The organism is Myxococcus xanthus (assembly GCF_006402735.1).
Taxonomy (GTDB): domain Bacteria; phylum Myxococcota; class Myxococcia; order Myxococcales; family Myxococcaceae; genus Myxococcus; species Myxococcus xanthus_A.
Map to the genome: position 1 here is coordinate 2414282 of NZ_CP017174.1, position 17157 is coordinate 2431438.

The following is a 17157-nucleotide window of genomic DNA, read 5'->3' on the forward strand; positions in this document are numbered from 1 at the left end:
GCGGTCCGGCCAGCTCCGGACGGGGGATATCGCTCGTCGAGCACCTCATGGGTGAAGCGCATCTCGATGCCCTTCGGCTTGACGACGACATGGGCCGAGTCACTCACCCGCTCGCTGTCGGAACGCACCAGGCGTCACGCCCACGCTTCGCTTGAAGGCCTTGCCGAAGGAACTCTCCGTCTCGTAGCCCACGGCGCGCGCCACCTCCGCCATCGACCGGTGCCGCTCGCGCATCAGCCCCATGGCGCGATGCATCCGCCACTGGGTGAGGTACGCCAGCGGCGCTTCGCCCACCAGGGAGCGGAAGCGCTCCGCGAACACGGAGCGGGACATGCTGGCGATTCGAGCGAGTCCCTCCAGTGTCCACGGCGCTTCCGGCTTCTCGTGCATTCGCTGCAACACCGCGCCGATGCGCGGGTCCACCAGGGCGCGCAGCCAGCCGTTCTCGCCGGAGGACGACGCCATGTGCGCTCGGAGCGCCTGAACGAAGAGCACGTCCGCGAGCCGGCTGACCACCGTCTCGTAGCCTGGCTGCTTCGCCTCGACTTCAGCGGCCACGAAGCGCAGCGTGGGCTCCAGCCAGCGCGGCGTCGTCTCCGCGTCGCCCTTCACGTGCAGCAGCGTGGGTAGGTGCCTGACGAGCGGGCTGTGCGTCTCGCCCTCGAACGTGAACGAGCCCACCACCAGCGTCACCGCGGCGCCCCCTCCGCCGTAGTGGAGAATGCCCCCGCATCGCATGGGGCCGCGCGTCGCGTACACCTCCGCGATGGGGAGCGTCCGCGTGCCCGTCCTGTCTCGAAGCGCGAAGCGCACGCCCGCGGGGATGAACACGAAGTCTCCCCCCGCGAGGGACAGCTCCTGGTCGTCCGTGGACAGCAGGCAGTTGCCTCGCATCACCGCGTAGAAGAGCGGGAACGGGCACCCGTCGACGCGCATGCCCCATGGCGCGGTCATCTCGTAGCGGGCGTCCACGCGGCTTCGCAGCCGCACGCCGCGCAGCGCATCCGCGAGGACGTCCAGCCCCGGCGGCTGGGCTCCGGACGATTGGACGAGAGAAACGGACTTCTGGCGCATGTTCGTCCTTTCCACGAAGACTATAGGTTCAGGCGCATCCTCACAGGAGACACAGCGCCATGAAAGCCATCCAACTGCGTGAGTTCGGCGGCCCCGAGCAACTTCGTCTCGAAGAAGTGCCCATTCCGACGCCGGGCGACCACGAGGTCCGCCTCCGGGTCCATGTCGCCGGGCTCAACTTCACCGACCTGGGGCAGCGGGAGGGACGGCTGCTCGGCACGCCTCCACTGCCCTTCATTCCCGGGCTGGAGGCGGCGGGCGTCATCGACGCAGTGGGCAGCGCCGTCCAGGGCCTCGCGTCGGGGATGCGGGTCGTCGCGCTCCTGCCGAACCAGGGGGCCTTCGCGGAGTACGCGCTCGCACCCGCGTCGGCGCTGCTCCCGATTCCAGCGGCCGTGTCCTTCGAGCAGGCGGTGGCCCTGCCCTCGCAGGCGCCCACGGCTCTGCTCGGCCTGCGCGTGGGCGCGCGCCTCCAGGCGGGAGAGTCCGTCTTCATTCCCTCCGCTGCGGGCGGGGTGGGCACGCTGCTCGTGCAACTCGCCAGGACGCTGGGGGCCTCGCGCGTCATCGGCGGCGCGAGCAGCGAGCCCAAGCGCGCCCTCGTGACGAGGCTCGGCGCGGACGCGGCGGTGGACACCACGCAGCCGGACTGGCCCGCACGGGTGCGGGAAGCCACGGGCGGACGTGGAGCGGATGTCGTCTTCGTCTCCGGAGGGGCGGAGGCCGGCGCGCGTGGCCTCCAGGCCCTCGCGGCCCGGGGCCGGCTGGTGCTCTTCGGCGCGGAGAGCATGTTCGACTCCCAGTGGAGCCGAGAGCAGATGATGGGACTGGTCGCCCAGAACCAGTCCATCGTCGGCTTCGCCACCTTCACCCTCCCCCTGGAAGAACGTCAGGCGGCGCTGCGCGAGGCGCTCTCCCGCGTCGAGGCGGGATCCCTGCGGGTCGTCGTCGGACAGACATTCCCCCTGGCGGACGTGGCGAGCGCCCATCACGCCCTGGCGGCGAGGACGACCACCGGCAAGGCCATCATCCACGTCGGAGCATAGGAAGGATTGAAGGCCAGTTGAGAGGTGGCGGACTGGAGCGCAAGGGCGGAGAAGGGCCGCAGACAGCGCCGCCCGAGTGGCTGTCCCTACGCGCCCTTCAATCGCAACGAGATATCGCTGACCGAAGTCGCGAACGGCGAGGTCCAGCCCATCGTCTTCGAGCCACGCCCGAGCACGGACCGCCTCTACGCCCTCCGGAGCCGCGGCGGTGAACGGGCTTGGGGGCTGCGTGGCCGCGCATCCGGGGAGAAGGCCAGCGGCAGCGTCACGCCCTCGAGGCGGTACTGGAAGTCACCGCTGTGGACGTCGAGTGAGGAAGCGGACGGGGGTGGCTCATCCAGGGCCTTCTCGACATCGAAATCCGAGCGCTGGCCCCGTGCACCCGAGACAGGTCAACTTGGTGCCCTCTCGCGGCCTCCATGCGCGCTTCGTCCGCACCAGAGGTGCTCGCGGCGGCTGCTCGTGTTCTTCGTCCCGACCGGCACCTTGATGGCGTTTCGCGAGCACGTCATCCCGGCCCCCGGAAGCAGGCTGTGCCCGTGCTCTGGTACACTCGCATCCCTACGAGGTGCCCATGGAGGCTGTCTTTCTCCTGCTGCTTTGCGCCGGGGTGGTCGCGTTCGTCGTCTTTGTGCTGTGGATGATGGTCGTCGGGTGGCGGCACGACCGGAACGTGATCCGGCCACTGATTCGGCGTCTCCACTGCCCCGAATGCCAGGCAAGCTATGGCGACGTTGTGCCTGACGCTCGTCCGCCAGAGGTGCTGCCTCTCGTGGACCCGGCGCCCGGGTACAAGCCTCCACCGCCACCTCTGCCCACATTCCAGGTGACATGTCTCGCATGCGGGCTCTCCTCCCTCTTCACAGAGGAGGGAGAACTGAAGCGGACGCACCGCTAAGCCGCGCGCAGTCTGAGTCGCGAAACCCCCGTGCCGCGCAGAGAACTGGCCCCCTGGAAGTGACCATGTTCAACTTTCTATATTACTTCGCGCTGTGGCTGGCGCTTACGAGCGCCGGCGTCCTCCTGCTCTTCGCCCTCATCGCTGTCGAAAATCGCGGCCGCGACAAGGAGAGGAAGGCCCTGCTCGAGTCTCTCCGCTGCGTAGCGTGCGGCGGCGAGAGCGCCCCTGACTCCATCTGGGAATCGGGTTCATATCCGATGAGGAGGGGCATCCCACAGCCACCTCCTGAAGTCGAAATGACGTGCGCGACTTGCGGACTCGTCGCCATTCACACCGACAAGGGGGAGTTCGTGCGGGTTGGCTCGTTCGGACCCAGCGGAGATTGAGCAAGTCCCCGCGCGCTGAAGCTCCTTCTCCACTTCCCCGCGACGCTGAACGAGCGAAGCCCGCCGAGCCCTGTCGGCCATGGCCCAGAGGAAAGCAGGAGGTGTGCAGGGGGCTCTACCGGTCTGGACCTTCCTCGTCGGGGTGGATGATGGAGGGACTCCGCCTCACCGCGGAGCGCGCCTCCAACAGACGCAAGTCGATGAGCAGCCCGTGTCGGTTCGCCATCAGCCCGTTGAGGCAGTAGCTCAGCTTCGCTTCCTTGTTCTTGTTCTCGCCCTTCGACTGGAAGGACTTCATGCTGGCCCAGGCTTCGATGAGCGTCCCATCCACGCTGAAGTGCTCGCTGCTCGTCAGCCCCGCCCTCTGTGCCTGGCCCACAACAGCCGAGAAGACGTGGCGCGCAACATCATGTTCCAACAGGCGCGTGCGATTGGCTGAGAAGGTGCTGTGGTCGATTGATGCCTCCTCGAGGCCCATGTTCAGGAACCAGCGGAACAGCAGGTTGTAGTCGAGCTGCTCACAGGCCTTCAGCAGTTGCTTCGGAGGAATGCTGGGGCGGCCCATCCGGCTGTACATCCCCCTCGAACGTTGGCGACAGCGCCACCTGGGCAGTGTGCGCTCCACCACCCATCGGTAGTGCCCGAGCCGCTCTTTGGACTCAATGCCGGACGCGCGATGCGCGGGGCGATGCCACGCTGGCGGAGTCCCTCCGGTTCTTCCTGGAGGCCGTGGATTGCCGCGACATGTTTTGGAGCCGCTACTGCCGCTTCAGTTCATCCGCACGGAGGGTCGCCTCAAGCGCATCCGCCAATGGGCAGTCTACGACTCCAGCTTCCTTCGCGGCATCACGGAGCACCTTGGCCTTATCCTGGGGGTTGATATTTACAATAGCAGCCCAGAACATCTGGCCATCCGAAGTCCGGGCGCGCTCAGCAGCCCACGAGGCCGCCCTTGTCAGGATCTCCTCCTCGGCAATTGGAAGCTCGCGCGCCTTCGAGCGCTCCACTGCATGACACGCATCCTCCATGTCTCGCTTGTAGCTACCGCATGCAGTGACAAGCGCGACGACAAGCCCCCCGAGGAGCGGTCGAAACATCATTCGAAAGTTCATAGCCACGCAGGCTAACAGCACGTCCACTTCAGATAAATAGCATCACATCCGCCCCCCGCGTCGTGCGCGAGTGGAGCCATGGCACACGGTCCTGGTGGAGCGGCGCGACAGCCTCCGGGTAGGATTGGCGACCGCGCCAGGGGACGCCTCAAGCGAGGCCGCGGTGGCCACCGACTTGCTGAAGCTATTTTGAGCCCACAACCGATGAAGCAATGAGAGGCGGCTTCTGGGCCGCGACAACTCAGCAGAGCCGAATGCTTGCAGTAGGCGGATTGGTTTCCGCGATTGTGATGACGATGATGGTGCTGATTCCACCTGCCACACCCTCTATCTGCCGAAAGTCGGCCTCTTGGAGGGTTCGGAGCGTCTCACGCTGGAGGCTGAGCTTGCGCATGGGTTCTGTGGCCTTCTGCTTCTGCTTCTGCTTCTTCTTCGACTCGACCATGGAGACACCTCCGAGAGAGCAGGGGTTGATGATGGAGCACGCCGCATTCTTCCCTTATTGACACTCCGAGAACAGGGCATGGGAAGGATGGAAGGCCTGTTGAGAGGAGGCGGAGTGGAGCGCAGCGGTGGAGGACGCTGGGGGCGGCGCGATGTGGGCCCGCCTGCTGAAATGCATGTGGGTTTGGCGCTACGCGCGAGGGGGGCTCTATTTTTGCTGTCCGCGGCTGAGGGGAAATGCGCTCTGGATTCGTTCCCTGTGGGCAGTACCAACGTCAAGCAGGAGCTCTCGAGCATGAAACCTTTCAGAATGAGGCCGCTACTGGCAGTCCTGTCAGTGCTGGCCGTATCCCTCGTGGGATGCGGGGTGCCAGAGGAAGAGTCCCGCGCCTCTTCTAGCGCCGATTCCCAGGCCCTGGCCGGTCCATATGATGCCTGGATTGCCCGCCACGGGCTCACCACCGCCCAATATCAGACGGAGTTCAATACGTGGGTGGGGCAGGGCTATCGTCTCTCCTATGTCAGCGGTTACGAAGAGGGGGGCAGTGCCCGTTACGCGGCCATCTGGGAGCAGACGAGCGGCCCGGCCTGGCGGGCCTACCACGGGCTGACTTCCGCGCAGTATCAAACCACCGTCGTCAATCAAAATGCGCAGGGATACCGACCGGTGGTGGTCAACGGGTACAGCGTCGGAGGCGTGGCCTACTTCGCGGTCATCTTCCACGTGGACAGTGGTGCCGCGTGGGTGGCCCGCCATGACCTGAGCGCGTCCCAGTACCAGACGGAGTTCAACACCTGGGCGGGGCAGGGCTACCGGCTCGTGCACGTGAGTGGCTACACGTCCGGTGGCGCGGAGCGCTACGCGGCCATCTGGGAGCAGACGAGCGGTCCGGCCTGGCGGGCCTACCACGGGCTGACCGCGTCCCAGTACCAGTCCACGTTCAATACCAACGCGGCCCAGGGTTACCAGCTCGCGAAGGTCAGCGGCTACAACGTGGGCGGCACGGACCGGTACGCGGCCATCTTCCATGTTTCATCGGGGATTCCGACCGCCGCGCGTCATGGGCTCTCCGCCGCCGCGTATCAACAGGCCGTGACGGACCTCAAGAACCAGGGATATCGCCCCGTCCTGGTGGCGGCGCACAACAATGGGAGCCAGCCCGAGTTCGCCCTGATCTGGCAGAACCTGACGTTCAGCGCGGCCGACCTGCAGCACATTGACGATACCGTCCAGCAGGCGATGACCAGCACGAACACCGTCGGGCTGTCGCTGGCCATCACCCGCCACGGACGCCTCGTGTTCGCAAAGGGGTATGGCCTGGCCGACCGAACCAGCAACACCCCGGTCAACACCTCCCACCGCTTCCGCGTCGCCAGTGTGTCCAAGCCGATGACATCCATCGGCATCATGCGGCTGATTGAAAGCGGCCAGATCCGGCTGACGGACCGAGTCTTCGGCAGGGGTGGATTGCTCGGTGAGACGTTCGGCGCGCAGAGCACCTACGCGGACAACCGCGTCCTGAACATCACGGTCCAGCACCTGCTCGAGCACACCGCGGGCGCATGGGACAATGACGGCGCCGACGGCACGGGCGACCCCATGTTCATGAACACGGGCATGACGCACGCCCAGCTCATCCAATGGGTGTTGCAGAACGTGCCGCTCGAGTTCGCGCCTGGGACGACGTACCAGTATTCGAACTTCGGCTACAGCGTGCTCGGCCGCATCATCGAGCGGGTCACGGGCATGACCTATGACGCCTATATGCGCGCCAACGTGTTCGCGCCCAGCGGCGCCACCAGCTTCGCCGTGGGGGGCGATACGTTGAGCGCGCGTCTGCCGAACGAGCCCGTCTACTACCAGCTTGGCACGGGGGCCTTCAGCCCGTATGGCATGCCGGTGCGTCGCATGGATGCGCACGGTGGCTGGGTCGCCACGCCCATCGATTTGCTGCGTGTCGCCGTGCGCGCGGATGGGTTCTCCACCGTTTCGGACCTGCTGAGCGCGAGCTCACTCACCACGATGACCACACGCACGACGGCGCTCGACACCTTGGGCAACTCCGTCAACTACGCCAAGGGCTGGTCGGTGAACAGCCTCCCCAACTGGTGGCACGGCGGCTACATCCCGGGCACCCGGGCCCTGTTGGTGCGCACCGATGACCGCTATGGGCCCAGCCGCTCCGAGGAGTTCACCTGGTCCGTCATGACCAACTCCAACAACAGCTCCGGCTCGGGTACGCCCGACATCAACCTCGACAGCCTCATGTGGAACGTCGTGAACGGCGTCGGCGCCTGGCCCGCGCACGACCTGTTCTAATCAGGGCCTCCACCGGATTTTCCGGGAGGGCTCGTAGGACCGGCGGGGCTCGCAAAGGCCTCCGCCGGTCCGTGCTGCAGCTCACTGCCAATCCCGCATGCAGCCGACCTCGAAGCCCTGTCGCTTCTGACCACGCGCCTCGTGGAGACGGGGAAGCGGAAGAGGCGTGCGAGCGGATGGACGGAGCACCAAGACCGCCGCGACGGGAGGCTGAGAAGCAAGACTCCCCGGCAGCGCGCGCCAGCGGATGATTTCATCCGGGTAGAATTGACTTGGGTTTTCACCCGGGTAATATCTGGCCATTCTCGAACCTCCGACACCTGGGATGACCACGCCTTCGACCACCTGGACCGCCTTCGCGGGAAAGCGCCTGATTGCCTCCGGCCCTCCGGCTGACGTCATCCTCGCGGCCCGCCGCGCGCTGGACACCGGGGAGTCCGCGCCCCTGTTGCTCTTCGACGACACCACGGGCCGGACCGTGGACTTCCACCTGCGTGGCTCGCGCGAGGAGCTACTGGCCCGCCTTCAGCCCGCGCCTGCCCCCACGGAAGAAGACACCGGGCCTCGGAGCCCCGGCAGGCCGAGACTGGGCGTGGTGGCGCGCGAGGTGACCCTGCTTCCACGGCACTGGGAGTGGTTGGCCACGCAACCGGGCGGTGCCTCCGTCGCGCTGCGCAAGTTGGTGGAGGCCGCGCGCGCGAGCAGCGGCGACACCGACCGGCGCCGTCAGGCCCAAGTCGCGGCGGACCGCTTCATGACCACGATGGCCGGCAACCTGCCCGGCTACGAGGAGGCCGCCCGTGCGCTCTACGTCGGGCACCGCGCCCGGTTCAATCAGTGGACCCGAAGCTGGCCGGACGACCTCAGGAATCACGCGCGCCGGCTGGCCGCGCCCGCGTTCGGAAAGGTGACGCCATGAGCACGACGTCCAATCGCCAGTGGGTGCTGAAGACCCGTCCTCGGGAAGCGGTGTCCGACGACTGCTTCGAGTGGCGCGAGGGCCCCGTGCCCACGCCAGGCCCGGGTGAGGCGCTGGTCCGCGTCACCTGGCTCGCCATCGAGCCCACCCAGCGCACCTGGCTCAATGCGAATGCGACGTACATCCAGCCCGTCGCGCTCGGCGAGGTGATGCGGGGCGCAGGCGTGGGCATGGTCATCGCGTCCCGAACCGAGCGGCTGGCGGTGGGTGACTGGGTGGCGGGGCTCACCGGCTGGCAGGACTACGTACTGACCGGCGACGCGGGGCTCTTCGGCCTCAACAAGGTACCGGGCGGCGTCGCTCCGAAGGCGATGCTGAACCTCTATGGCGCGAGCGGGCTGACGGCGTACTTCGGCATCACCGACGTGGGCCGCGTTGCGCCGGGAGAGACAGTCCTGGTGTCCGCCGCCGCGGGCAGCGTGGGCTCCATCGCGGGTCAGGTGGCCCGGCTCCGGGGCTGTCGTGTCATTGGCATCGCGGGAGGGCCGCACAAAGCCGAATGGGTCACCCGCACCGCGCGCTTCGATGCCTGCATCGACTACAAGTCTGAAGACATCCAGGCGCGGCTTCGCGCCCTGGCGCCCCAAGGCGTGGACGTCGTCTTCGACAACGTGGGTGGCCACGTCCTGGAAGCCGCGCTAGACCATCTCGCCCGAGGCGCGCGGGTGGTGCTCTCCGGCAGCGTGGCCTCGGGATACAAGGACGGTGACTACGGCACCGCGCCGCGCAACTACATGCAGCTCGGCTTCAAGCGAGCGCGGATGGAGGGCTTCATCTTCCTCGACTACGTCTCGCGCTTTCCTGAGGCTTTTCGCGAGCTGGCGGCTTGGGACGCCCAGGGCGCGCTCCATTGCGCGGAGTCCATCGCGGAAGGCTTGGAGCAGGCCCCCTCTGCCCTGCGAGGACTCTTCGAAGGCCGCAACGTGGGCAAGCAGCTCGTGCGCGTCACCTCAATTCCCTGTTCGAGCTCGACCCCCCGCGCTCGATGAGACCGGAGGCAACTCGCAGGCTGCTGAAGCAGCAGTCTGCGTTGGCGCTTTCTCAGGGGCCGCCCGCGGTGGCGGGCGGTCCTTCCGGCCTGCGCGGAGGCACGAGCGTCAGTCTTGGGTCAGGGTTCGGAACACGGCCGGCAGCTCCTGGTCCCCCAGCCCCGCGCTGACGGCTCGCTTGTAGTTGTCGAGCAGTTCCTTCGGGAAGCGTGCGCTGATGCGGGCGTCCTGGCTCAGCCGGACGATGTGTTCGATTGCGGCGACGTGGGTGTTGAGACTGCACTGGTCGCCTGAGAAGTCATTCTTCTCGACCATTCCCTGCGCGGCGTCGGCGGTGACGGAAATCAGGCCGAGGAAGGAGTTCTTCTGGGCGAAGAAAGCCTTCGGGTCCAGGCCTTCCGCCTTGCACATGGCCGCCGCGTGCAGGAACGCCAGGGAGCCGCCGTAATAGGCCTCGAGAATCGCGCAGTCGAGCGTCGCGGCAGCGCCAATCTTCTCGTCGACGTACACGGAGTTCTTGGCAATCGCCTGGAGGGTCTCGGCGTGCCGGTCGAAGATGCCGCGCGACCCGGCGTAATAGACGGTCGCGTACTCGGTGGCGACGAAACTCGGGTAGGCGAGGATCGCGGCATCCAGGTAGTCCACGCCGTGGGCCTGGGCCCACGCCAGCCCCTCGCGCGCGTCCGCGGGTGAGCCGCTGGTGAGCTGAACGAGCGTCGTTCCAGCCAGTGCCGCCGCGACGCCCTTCTCGGAGAACACCTCGGCGGCGGCGGCGTAGTTGGAGAGGGAGACGACGACGAGCTCGCGTCCCGAGACGGCCTCGACGAGGCTGTCGAAGGCACGGGTGCCACCACCGACAGCGGTGGCCTTGCTGGGAGTCCTGTTCCAGACCGCGACGTCGTGGCCCGCCGAAGCGAAGGCTCGCGCCAGTGCGCTTCCCATGAGACCACAACCCACCACCGCCATCTTCGCTGAACGAATCGAGTGCATGTGCAAGCTCGTTTTGACTCCAGGTTGTACGGCACCCCGAAACGTGAAGCCCGCCCATCCCTCAAGGAACCGGGCGAACTGGTGGAGCGGGCGTCAACACCAACCCATCCAGGACACCATACGCATAGGCCACCGCGAAGGCATAGGCTCCCACCAGGTACGTCACGTTGAGCGTCCGCGCCGTCCCCGCGTCGCTCGCGCGATACCGGCCGTCCGGCCCGCGCAGCGAGAGCGAGGTCCCCAGGGAGACTCCCGCCGCCGCGAGTCCCAGCCCCTGCGTCACCGCCAGCACCGTGCCCATCCCCGAGCGCCCGTGCTTGAAATGCCCCACGCCCAAGGGCGCCAGATACCAGGCACGGGTCAGCGCCGGCGAGGTGGGCACCTCGTCTTTGCGGATGGGGTCGACGATGCGGGAGGGTGACGGAAACAGCCGAGGACTCCGCTGGGCACGCAGTTCCCCGATGCGTGTCTGGTGTTGGGCACGCGCGCGCTCGACGAAGGCGAGGAAGTCCGGTGGATACAGCAGCGGGTCCAGCGCCGAGTCGCCGTGAACGGCCAGCCCTCGCACCACCTCGTCCTCTGCGCGGGCCAGCTCCTCCTGTGCGTGATAGGTGGCTGCGAGCAGCAGGTGCGCTTCTGCTTCCAACGCCTCTCCGTCGAGCCGCAGCGGATAGAGCAGGGACTCCAGCTCGGCGCGGGCCTTGGGCAGCTCGCCGGATTGGTAGGCACCACGCGCGCTGTCGAGCGGGGACGCCGCGAGCACCATCAGCATCAAGGCCGCGCCCATCATGGCGTCACATCCAGCGCCACTTCGAGCCGACGACCCGCGACCACGTCCACCTCTCGCACCAAGGGAGGTTCACCCGCGCGGCGTGCCGTCACCGTGTGTCGTCCATGTTCGACCATCACCGGACCGGACAGGGGGGCGACGCCCACCTCCCGGCCGTCCACGAAGAGCCGCGCGCCCACGGGAGCGTGGATGCGCACCTCCGCCTTGCGCGGTGACAACACCACGTCGCGCGTCACGGTCTCCCCCGGCGCGAGCGTCACCTCCTGCTCGACCTCGTCGCACAGAGGGTTGACGAAGCGCAGCCGGTGGGTCCCCGCTGGCAGCGAGAGTTCACGCACCCGAGGTGTGTAGCCGTGGCTCTCGCCGTTCACGAACACCTCCGCCCACGGGCGCGCCGTCACCTTCAACACGGCGGGACGCGCGGGGAGGGTGGTTCCCACGTCCGGGCCTGGCGCCGGCACCAAGGGCCGCGCGGCCCCTGTGCTCTCGGTTCCCGCCGAGTGCCCTGCCGGCAGGGCCGATACGGCCCGCTTCGCCGAATCCATTCCTCCCGAACGCCCTGTCGAAACGGATGGCCGAGCCGGCTTCGCCCCGGCACCGTCCGCCGAGCGTTCTGTCGGCACGAATGCCCCAGCCAGATTCGTGGTGTCTCTTCCGGCCGAAGGCCCCGGTTCTCGCGAAGCGTCCAACCTGCCGGGTTCCGTCCCCGGGGCAGGCATCTCCTGGCCCGGGGGCGTGGGCGCATGAAGGCGTTCACCAGTGGAGGCGCCGTCAACGGATGCTGTTCCGGGGGAGGCCTGCCCTGACGAGGGCTCCGCGCCACGCGGCGTCTTCACGCCTTCGATGTCCTGGTGCGACCACACCCACCCCGCAGTCGCGCAGAGGACGAGCCCGGCGCCCACGGCGCCAGCCCTCCACGCGGAACGCCTCGGCCGCTGACGCAACAGCGCCACCACCTCGGCGGACGTCGGCTCCAGCGACAGCGCGGCGTTGAGGACCTTCGCGGCCCGCGCCCCCTCGCCGCGCGCCAGCAGTCCGCGCCCCTCCTCCAGCAACCGCTCGAAGCGCGCCCGGCGCCATCGACTGGCGCGGGCCACCGGGTCTCCCAAGAACTCCCGCGCCACGTCGGCAGGCGGGCCGACCTCTCGTTGGAGCAGCTCCTCCAACGCCAACGCCAGCGCGGCCCCGTCGCGCGGTCTATCCCGCGCATCCTTCGCCAGACACCGCGCGACCAGCGCTGACAAGGGCTCGGGCGTGCCCGGCACCACCTCCGTCAGCGGCGGCGCATCCTTCGTCATCACCGACGCGGCCAGATGCGCCGCGCCCTTGCCCGCGTGCGGCGTGGCGCCCGAGCACAGCTCGAACAGGATGACACCCACTGCATACACATCCGAGGCAGGGGAGTACGCGCCCGTGTCGATGCGCTCGGGCGCCATGTATGGCAACGAGCCCGTCACCGCCCCGGTGCTCGTGAGGCGCTCCTGGTCCTCCAGCGCGGCGAGTCCAAAGTCCGCCAGCTTCAGCGGCCCGCCTTCCGCCACCAGCACGTTGTCGGGCTTCACGTCGCGGTGGACGATGCTGTGTGCGTGCGCCGCCGCCAGCGCCCGGGCGAGCTCCCAGCCCAACACCATCACCGCCTCGGGAGGCACCGGCGAGAGCCTCCCCGCCAGCGCGCGGAGGTCCTCGCCCCGCACCCACTCGCAGACGAGGAACGGGCCATGGGCCTCATCCTCGCCGTAGTCGTGGACCTCCAGGACGTTGGGATGATGGAGCGAGGCGGCCAGCTCGGCCTCCCGCCGGAAGCGCTCCGCGCGGCCCGTGCCGCCTCCCGGGTGCATCCGCTTCAGCGCTACCGGGCGCGACAGCCGCACGTCCGTGGCCAGGAAGACCGTGGCCATTCCCCCACGCCCCAGCTCCCGCTCGAGTCGGTACCGGCCCGCAAGCACTTCACCCGTCATCACCCAGGCATTCTCCGGGAGCGCGCTCCCGCGAGCAACCTGGTAGATTACAGCGACAGCCGACAGGCCTTCGTGTCCCCCACCTGCTCGCAGGCGCCCGTCGCCCCCCCGGGGCAGTCCCGGTCCAGCCGGCACGGCTGCCGGCACCGCAGCTCCGTCCCCGACGACAGGCACACGCTACAGGGCGCGCAGTCCAGCGAGTTCTCGCAGACCTCTCCCACCGAGGCCGGGGTACCCGAGCACTCCTTCACGCACAGCCCGTCCGGAGCGCATTGGTAGCCCGCCTCGCAGAGAGTGCCCCCCGGGTTGCAGCTCTCCTCGCACCGCATTCGCTCCCTGGGGCAATGGGCGAAGTCGGAGCACTCGAATGTGTCCCTGCACGCCTCTCCAATCCGAGGCCCCACGACGCATCGCGCACTGGTGCACCGTCGCCCGTCGCGACACGTGAAGTCCGTCGAGCACGTCAGCGTGCACGTCCCGCCGACACAAGCCGCCGCTGCATCCGCGCACTCGCATGGCTGCGTGCACGCTCCTCCCTCCTCCACCGTGCTCGCGCATCCCGCGTCCGGAGTCCCGCATCCCGTGCCTGTGCAGCCGGCATCCGGCGTCCCGCATCCCGTGCCTGTGCAGCCGGCATCCGGCGTCCCGCATCCCGTGCCCGTGCAGCCCCCATCCGTCGGCGTCGTCACCGGCACACATGCACTCAGGGGGCCGGACGCGTCGGGCACGGGCCCACAGCCATACCCTGGCCGAGCACAGGCCTCGCCACAGGTCCGCAGGCATTGCCCCAGCCCCGTCGCGCACACGCTTCCTTGCGGGCACGGTGTCGACTCGGAGCACGCCAGCAGGCAATACCCGCCCGGAAAGCCCGTGCCACAGGTGAGCCCTGGGGCGCATTCGGCATCCGCGCCACAGGCCTCTCCAATCCGCTCCGTGCCCATGGGCTCGCAGTCACCTCGCACGCAGACCTGCCCCTGGGGACAGCCGTCGGGCTCGTCACAGCGGATTCGGATGTCGAGCGGACAGCCCGGCGCGACGAGCAGCACCAGCGCGGGCAACAACGAGAGCAGGAGGAGTCGGCGCATCACCAAGGCCCGGGCGACTCTAGGCGCAGGGAGGCTCGAAGCGCACCCCCCCAACAACGCCAGAGGCCCCGTGCTCCCCGACTGGGGAACACGGGGCCGTCTTCGCCAGCTACATGCAGGTGCCCATGACGCCCGGCGCGCCGAAGCACTGGCCGCTCTTGCAGTGGCTGTTCTCCGCGCACGGGAAGCCGAAGGCGCCCGGGCTGCAGAACCCGAGGACCGCGCCGGAGAAGGGCTTCACGCAGCTCCACTGCGAGGGGCAGTTCGAGTTGTCACTGCAGAGCCCCTGCATGCAGAAGCGGCCCTTGTTGGGCAGGTAGCCGTCGTTGCACACCGCGCCGCCCAGGCCCGTGGGGCACACGCCATCCTCGGGGCAGGGCGCGAAGCTGGCGCAGTACGGCTGCTGCGAGCCCTGGTCCGCTGCGTCCAGGCACACCGCATAGGTGTCGCAGCCGTCCTTGAAGTCGCTGGTGTTCGGGTTGCACGAGGGCGGGTTTGCCGGAGGCGCCAGGCTGCACAGGCCCTCGATGCAGACCTGGTTGCTCAGGCACTGGCTGTTGGAGCTGCAGGTCGGCACCTTCTTGTTCTTGCAAAAGGAGACGGCCATGCCCGTGTCCTCGAGGTCGCAGTACTGGTCCGCCGCGCAGTCCCCGTTCGACTGACAGCCGATGGCACACAGGCCGTTGAAGCAGAACTGCCCGGAAGGACATGCCTTGCTCGCGCTGCACAGCCCCGCGCTCTGCTCATTGGGGTTGCCGTCGGGCCCCTCGCCGTCATCGTCCTTCGTGCTGCCGCAGCCCATGACCGTCAGCGCCAGGAACAATCCCATCACCACATGCTTCATCGTCGTCTCCGTCAGGTTCATCTGCACCGTGGCGGCTCTCCGCCTTCGTGCGATGGGCAACACCAGAGCAACGTGCGTGCCCAAGCCTCGCGAGACATCGAATCGCCCCGATTCCACGGGGTTGCATGACGCCCCTGGCCCTCCGAGCACCTGACGCCGGGGGAAACGTGCCAGGACTGGCACGCGGACAAGCCCCCCAGAGGAGGCGGCCTGTCAGTCCCCCTCGCCCAGGTAGCGAAACAGCGAGCGAAGGCCGATGCCCAGCGCCGCCGCCGCGTCCTTCTTGCTGCCGCCGCAACGGGCAATGGCCTCCCGCACGTAGCGCTGGACGAACGCCTCCCGCGCCTCCTCCAGGAGAATCATGGGCGCTGCGTCGCCGCCCAGCTCCAGGTCTTCGGGGCGCAACAACTCGTCCGTCGCCAACACCGCGGCGCGGCGCACGCGCGACGCCAGCTCTCGCACGTTGCCAGGGAAGGGGTGCCCCCGCAGCGCCTCCGAGGCCTTCTGCGTGAAGCCTCGCGCCTTGCGCGCCTCTTGAGTCAGCACATGGTGGGCGATGAGCAGCACGTCCTCACCACGCGCTCTCAGCGGCGGCACGTCCACGCGCACCTCTTCCAGCCGGAAGCGCAGGTCCGCGCGGAAGGTGCCCCGCCGCACCGCTTCCTCCAGGGCCACATGTGTCGCGGACACCACGCGCACGTCCACCTTGCGCGGCTGGTGTTCGCCCAGGCGGGTGACTTCGCGCTCCTGCACCACGCGCAGCAAACGCGTCTGGAGCGACAGCGGCATGTCCCCAATCTCATCCAGGAAGAGGGTGCCACCGTCGGCCGCCTCCACCAGTCCCGCCCGCTCCGTGCCCGCGCCGGTGAACGCGCCACGCGCATGGCCGAACAGTTCGCGCTCGATGAGGCTCTCCGGCAGCGCCGCGCAGTTGATGGCCACCAGCCGGCCGCGCCGGCCACTGCGCCGGTGGAGTGCCCGCGCCACCAGCTCCTTGCCCGTCCCTGTCTCGCCTGTGACGAGGACGTTGAGCGGCGTGGGCCCCAGTCGCTCCACCTGCCGGTACAGGGCGCGCATCGACGGGGATTCGCCGATGAGCCCCTCGAACGTCGCGGCTTCGATGCGGCGGGTGAGGCCCTCCACCTGCGCGCGCAGCTCCGTCAATTCGCGCCGGGTCGACAGGAGCAGCGCCGTCAGCGCGGAGAGCGCCATGGCCTCCTCCAGCGCCACCGCTGAAAAGGCCGGAGCACCCAACCTCCGTCCCAGGTACACCACGGACAGCGGCACCGGCTCCACGCGCAGCGGCACCACCAGCGCGGAGCCCAGCCGCAGTGCTTCCATGCTGGGCGCCCGGGCCAGCGCCGCGTCCGCCTCTACGTCGGCCACCCGCACCGGGGCACCCGAGGTCAGCACCCGGTCCACGAGGCTGTCCACCACCGCCGCGTCGGGTCTGGCGCCCGTGGAACACAGCACGCGCCGAGGGCCCTCCCGAGAGTCCGCGGCGACGAGGAAGCCCACGTCCGCGCCCACCACGTCGGCGAGCCCCCGCATCGCCACCTCCAGCAGCTCCAGGGGGGGGCGCTGCACCAGCAGCCGCGAGGACAGCTCCGCCAGCACCGCCACCAGCCGGCCGTCCTGTCGCCGGGGGGCCACCTCCGCCGCATCACCCGCGACGGACTCCACCGCTTCGATGAGCTCCAGCTCCACCGTGCCTACGCGGAAGCGGTCCCCGGGCTCCAGGGGCGCCAGGTCCACGCGCCGCCCTCGCACCTTGATGTCACAGCCCTTGCCCGCCGGGGACACGCTCCAGCCTCGCGCGTCGCGGAACAGCAGCGCGTGGCTCGGCTTCACACCGGGCGCAAGGAGCACGGCGTCACAAGTGGCGTCGGAGCCTACGGAGACGACGGGCTTGTCCAAGGGGAGACGGCGGCCGTCGGGGAGGACCAGAAGCTGGGGCATGGCGGGAGCGGACGACACAGTCGCATATCAGGAATGCGGCGGCGTGCGCATGCGGGGCCCGGAAGGGGCGTGCCGAAGAGGGGGCCCCGTGCCGTCGCCAATCGCCTGTGCTTCGACGTGTCCGAGTTCCACGGCGCCAAGGGCTACCTGAGCGCGCCAGGGTGGAATGCCGTCGCGGGGCAGACGCGCCCCCCACCACACGCCTGCCGCGGCCACTCCATTCCACGGAACCGTAGAATCCATGTACCGTCAGGAGCTTCGCCGTTCCCTGGCAGTCCTT

General features: G+C 68.6%; 15 protein-coding genes. 5 read left to right on the top strand and 10 right to left on the bottom strand.

From position 1 onward, the window contains the following. Positions 1-99: 99 nt before the first annotated feature. Positions 100-1074 carry an AraC family transcriptional regulator gene (locus tag BHS09_RS10275; protein WP_140789316.1) on the bottom strand — a complete coding sequence of 325 codons (975 nt, stop codon included), beginning with the start codon at positions 1072-1074 and terminating at the stop codon, positions 100-102. A gap of 59 nt (positions 1075-1133) precedes the next feature. Between BHS09_RS10275 and BHS09_RS10280 the strand changes: the two genes are divergently transcribed. Both BHS09_RS10280 and BHS09_RS10290 read left to right on the top strand, forming a co-directional pair. Beyond that, positions 1134-2120, top strand: a complete 987-nt coding sequence (locus BHS09_RS10280) for a quinone oxidoreductase family protein (RefSeq protein WP_140789318.1) — start codon at positions 1134-1136, stop codon at positions 2118-2120. Positions 2121-3083: 963 nt separating this feature from the next. Further along, entirely contained in the window at positions 3084-3407 is a 324-nt protein-coding gene (locus BHS09_RS10290; protein ID WP_140789320.1) for a hypothetical protein, read from the top strand. Positions 3408-3522: 115 nt separating this feature from the next. Here the strand turns inward: BHS09_RS10290 and BHS09_RS10295 are convergent, their stop codons facing one another. From BHS09_RS10295 to BHS09_RS10305, 3 genes are all read right to left on the bottom strand, one after another. After that, positions 3523-3972 (bottom strand): transposase, encoded by a 450-nt coding sequence (locus tag BHS09_RS10295; RefSeq protein WP_161604871.1) that lies wholly within the window; start codon positions 3970-3972, stop codon positions 3523-3525. A 193-nt stretch (positions 3973-4165) separates the two neighbouring features. Next, complete coding sequence (locus BHS09_RS10300; RefSeq protein ID WP_140789324.1) at positions 4166-4414, bottom strand: hypothetical protein; 249 nt, start codon at positions 4412-4414, stop codon at positions 4166-4168. Between the two features lie 346 nt (positions 4415-4760). Beyond that, on the bottom strand, positions 4761-4964 hold the full coding sequence (locus BHS09_RS10305; RefSeq protein ID WP_140789326.1) for a hypothetical protein: 204 nt from the start codon (positions 4962-4964) through the stop codon (positions 4761-4763). A gap of 213 nt (positions 4965-5177) precedes the next feature. Here BHS09_RS10305 and BHS09_RS10310 point away from each other — a divergent pair, with 213 nt between their 5' ends. The 3 genes from BHS09_RS10310 to BHS09_RS10320 all read left to right on the top strand — a co-directional run bounded on the left by BHS09_RS10310 (position 5178) and on the right by BHS09_RS10320 (position 9251). Then, positions 5178-7283 (top strand): serine hydrolase, encoded by a 2106-nt coding sequence (locus BHS09_RS10310; protein ID WP_140789328.1) that lies wholly within the window; start codon positions 5178-5180, stop codon positions 7281-7283. 325 nt (positions 7284-7608) lie between these two features. Then, the gene (locus BHS09_RS10315) at positions 7609-8202 is read left to right on the top strand and encodes a DUF2239 family protein (RefSeq protein ID WP_174260012.1); all 594 of its coding nucleotides are present in this window, start codon (positions 7609-7611) and stop codon (positions 8200-8202) included. Continuing rightward, on the top strand, positions 8199-9251 hold the full coding sequence (locus BHS09_RS10320) for an NADP-dependent oxidoreductase (RefSeq protein WP_140789332.1): 1053 nt from the start codon (positions 8199-8201) through the stop codon (positions 9249-9251). Before BHS09_RS10315 ends, BHS09_RS10320 begins: the two co-directional genes overlap by 4 nt. A 108-nt stretch (positions 9252-9359) precedes the next feature. On the opposite strand, the gene BHS09_RS10325 is transcribed toward BHS09_RS10320, so the two are convergent. The 6 genes from BHS09_RS10325 to BHS09_RS10350 all read right to left on the bottom strand — a co-directional run bounded on the left by BHS09_RS10325 (position 9360) and on the right by BHS09_RS10350 (position 16877). Continuing rightward, on the bottom strand, positions 9360-10241 hold the full coding sequence (locus tag BHS09_RS10325; protein WP_237080280.1) for an NAD(P)-binding domain-containing protein: 882 nt from the start codon (positions 10239-10241) through the stop codon (positions 9360-9362). A gap of 61 nt (positions 10242-10302) precedes the next feature. Next, positions 10303-11031, bottom strand: a complete 729-nt coding sequence (locus BHS09_RS10330) for a hypothetical protein (RefSeq protein ID WP_140789336.1) — start codon at positions 11029-11031, stop codon at positions 10303-10305. Then, positions 11028-12929 carry a serine/threonine-protein kinase gene (locus BHS09_RS10335; RefSeq protein WP_237080281.1) on the bottom strand — a complete coding sequence of 634 codons (1902 nt, stop codon included), beginning with the start codon at positions 12927-12929 and terminating at the stop codon, positions 11028-11030. The genes BHS09_RS10330 and BHS09_RS10335 overlap by 4 nt, the downstream gene beginning before the upstream one ends. A gap of 107 nt (positions 12930-13036) precedes the next feature. Further along, on the bottom strand, positions 13037-13318 hold the full coding sequence (locus tag BHS09_RS10340) for a hypothetical protein (protein ID WP_140789341.1): 282 nt from the start codon (positions 13316-13318) through the stop codon (positions 13037-13039). 865 nt (positions 13319-14183) lie between these two features. After that, entirely contained in the window at positions 14184-14939 is a 756-nt protein-coding gene (locus BHS09_RS10345) for a Dickkopf N-terminal cysteine-rich domain-containing protein (protein WP_140796403.1), read from the bottom strand. Between the two features lie 192 nt (positions 14940-15131). Continuing rightward, positions 15132-16877 (bottom strand): sigma 54-interacting transcriptional regulator, encoded by a 1746-nt coding sequence (locus tag BHS09_RS10350; RefSeq protein ID WP_140797785.1) that lies wholly within the window; start codon positions 16875-16877, stop codon positions 15132-15134. Between the last annotated feature and the right edge of the window lie 280 nt (positions 16878-17157).